This window comes from Massilia sp. CT11-108, from assembly GCF_047302915.1.
Classification (GTDB): domain Bacteria; phylum Pseudomonadota; class Gammaproteobacteria; order Burkholderiales; family Burkholderiaceae_D; genus Telluria; species Telluria orientalis.
Genome location: NZ_JBKYMO010000575.1, coordinates 1 through 3222, shown reverse-complemented (window position 1 = coordinate 3222; position 3222 = coordinate 1). Strand labels below are relative to the sequence as shown.

3 protein-coding genes are annotated in these 3222 nt (G+C 65.0%); all 3 read right to left on the bottom strand.

Annotated elements, in window-relative coordinates:
* Positions 1 to 1418, bottom strand: a 1418-nt coding sequence (gene dsbD / locus ACEN88_RS27665) for a protein-disulfide reductase DsbD (protein ID WP_413344804.1), incomplete at its 3' end; no start/stop codon positions are given.
* A gap of 111 nt (positions 1419 to 1529) precedes the next feature.
* Positions 1530 to 1925, bottom strand: coding sequence for a 50S ribosomal protein L17 (gene rplQ, locus ACEN88_RS27660; protein WP_413344803.1), 396 nt, complete (start codon positions 1923 to 1925; stop codon positions 1530 to 1532).
* 114 nt (positions 1926 to 2039) lie between these two features.
* Positions 2040 to 3017: a DNA-directed RNA polymerase subunit alpha gene (locus ACEN88_RS27655; protein WP_056449152.1), complete on the bottom strand. Its 978-nt coding sequence runs from the start codon at positions 3015 to 3017 to the stop codon at positions 2040 to 2042.
* Positions 3018 to 3222: the final 205 nt, after the last annotated feature.

Here is a 3222-nt window from a genome sequence, read left to right as displayed (position 1 = left end):
ACGCAGCTCGTCGGCGTGGCGCCCAGCACGACGCTGGCGGCGCCGAGCGCGAGACCGGCCCAATGCCCGCGCAGGCCGCGCAGCAGGTAGAAACCATAGCCCAGCAGCAGCGCAGCCCACAGGACCATCTGCACGATGCCCGGCAGGACGGGCGCGGCCATCCACAAGGCCATCGCCAGCATCAGGACACCAAAGAAACGCTTCACGGATTCCATCCACAGCCCGGCGCGCGGCAGCAGCGAGCCGGCGGACACCCCCACGAGCAGCAGCGGAATGCTCATCCCGACCGCCATCGCGAACAGCGCGGCGCCGCCGATGACGACGTCGCGCGTCTGGCTGATGTACACGAGCGCACCCGCGAGCGGCGCCGCCACGCACGGGCCGACGATCAATGCGGAGATCGCCCCCATCACGAACACGCCGGCCAGCTTGCCGGACGACTGACGGCCAGAGGCACTGGTCAGCCGCGTCTGTAGCGCGGCGGGAACCTGCAACTGGTAGACGTCGAACATCGACAACGCCATCACGACGATCAGCAGCGCGAAGCCGCCCAGTACCCAGGGATTCTGCAGCGCCGCCGCCAGCCCTTCGCCGAGCAGGCCGGCCGCCACGCCCAGCGCCGTGTAGACGATCGCCATCCCGAACGAGTACGCGAGCGACAGCACGAAGCCGCGCGTGCGGTGCACCTGTTTGCCTTCACCCACGATGATCGACGACAGGATCGGCACCATCGGCAGCACGCACGGCGTGAACGCGAGGCCCAGTCCCAGCAGGATGAACGCGGGGACGATGGCCAGCAGGCGGCCGCCCTGCAGCAGCGAGGCGATGCCGGAGAGTTCGGACGGTGCCGCCGGTTTCACGGGCGCGACGGGCGCCGGTGCGGGTGCGGGTGGCGTATCGACCTGCGGCGCGGGTTGTCCCGGGAAGTTGAACCCGCCGCCCTGCCCCGGCGCGACGCTCATCTGCGGCGCGCTGCCGCCGGCACCCGGCGTGAGCTGGACCGACGCATCCTGCGGCGGATAGCACAGGCCCTTGTCCGCGCAACCCTGGCCGGTGGCGGTCAGCGTGAACGGCCCGGTGGCGTCGACCGGGATGCGGATCTCGACGCCGTTGTGATAGGTCTCGACGTTCTTCTGGAACGTGTCGTCGTACTTGATCTTGCCCGGTGGGATGGCCGGCTCGCCGAGCTTCGCGCCGCTTGCCGTGAAGCGGAAGCGCTCGCGGTACATGTAGTAGCCATCGGCGATCGCGTAATTGACGACGATCGTGTGCGCGTCCGCCATTTGCGCGGAGAACTTGAATGCCTGCTCAGGCGGCAGGAAGTCGTCGTCGGCGTGGGCGGAAGAGACGAAGGCGAGACAGGCCAGCAGCCAGGCGGCCAGCAGTCGCGTGATCGACAGGGAAAAAGATCGGGACATGGTCGGAATATTGGTTCAACGCATCAGCATGGTACACCGGGTCCGCGTCGTCCGCTGCGGGCAAAAAAAAACCAGGCCGGAGCCTGGTTTTTCATGTTGCCTGAACCGCGATTACTCGGCGGTCGGCGCGTCTTCAGCCGAGGTGACTTCCGGACGGTCGACCAGCTCGACGAAAGCCATCGGGGCGTTGTCGCCAACGCGGAAGCCCATCTTCAGGATGCGGATGTAGCCGCCCGGACGCGCGTTGTAGCGCGGGCCGATTTCAGCGAACAGCTTCTGGACGATTTCGCGGTCACGCAGACGGGCGAATGCCAGGCGCTTGTTGGCCAGGGTGTCGTTCTTGCCCAGGGTGATGATCGGCTCGACGACTTTGCGCAGTTCCTTGGCTTTCGGAACGGTGGTCTTGATCGCTTCGTGACGCAGCAGCGAAACGGTCATGTTGCGCAGCATGGCGAGGCGGTGGGACGAGGTACGGTTCAGCTTGCGAAGGCCGTGACGGTGACGCATGGTAATTCCTTTCGAGTTAAGTTTAAATCCGAGCTCTTCGATCGCCGCTGTGTGCGACGCGGGCCGGTTGGCGACAAAACGCCCGGGACACCTGCCCCGGGCGGGTACTACGAATTACTTTTCCAGACCTGCGGGCGGCCAGTTTTCCAGCTTCATGCCCAGGGTCAGACCACGGGAAGCCAGGACTTCCTTGATCTCGTTCAGCGACTTGCGGCCCAGGTTCGGCGTCTTCAGCAGTTCGTTTTCCGAACGCTGGATCAGGTCGCCGATGTAGTAGATGTTCTCGGCCTTCAGGCAGTTTGCCGAACGGACGGTCAGCTCCAGGTCGTCCACCGGACGCAGCAGGATCGGATCGACCAGCGGTGCACGCGACGGTGCTTCCGCGGCGGCTTCGGTGCCTTCCAGGGCAGCGAACACGTTCAGCTGGTCGACCAGGACGCGGGCCGACTGGCGGATCGCTTCTTCCGGCGTGATGACGCCATTGGTCTCGATGTTGATGATCAGCTTGTCGAGGTCGGTACGCTGTTCGACGCGGGCCGATTCCACGGCATACGACACGCGGCGGACCGGCGAGAACGATGCGTCCAGGATGATGCGGCCGATGGTCTTGTTCGTGTCTTCCGACAGGCGGCGCACGTTACCCGGCACGTAGCCGCGGCCTTTTTCGACCTTGATCTGCATGTCCAGCTTGCCGCCGGCGGTCAGATGGGCGATCACGTGGTCCGGGTTGATCAGTTCCACGTCATGCGGCAAGTCGATGTCCGATGCCAGGACCGGGCCTTCGCCTTCCTTCTTCAGGGTGAGCGTCACGGAGTCGCGGTTGTGCACCTTGAACACGACGCCTTTCAGGTTCAGCAGCAGGTCGACGACGTCTTCCTGCACACCGTCCAGCGACGAGTACTCGTGCACGACGCCGGCGATCGTCACTTCGGTCGGCGCGTAGCCGATCATCGACGACAGCAGCACCCGGCGCAGCGCGTTACCCAGCGTGTGGCCATAACCACGTTCGAACGGTTCCATCACGACTTTCGCGTGGCCGGCGCCGAGCGTTTCGACATCGATAATACGTGGCTTCAACAAACTATTTTGCATGAGTGTCCTCTTCAATACCCTCGGCTCGTTACACCGATAAGGCTGATGGCATCAGTAGTGGAAACGCCTGCTTCTGGGAGCAGGCGGTAAGGCGAATTCGGTGTTGCCGTGGGGGGGGGGGGGGGGGGGGGGGCGCGCCCCCCCCCCCCCCCCCCCCCCCCCCCACCCCCAACAAAAAACAAAACAAACCACAAGGGGGAGAAAA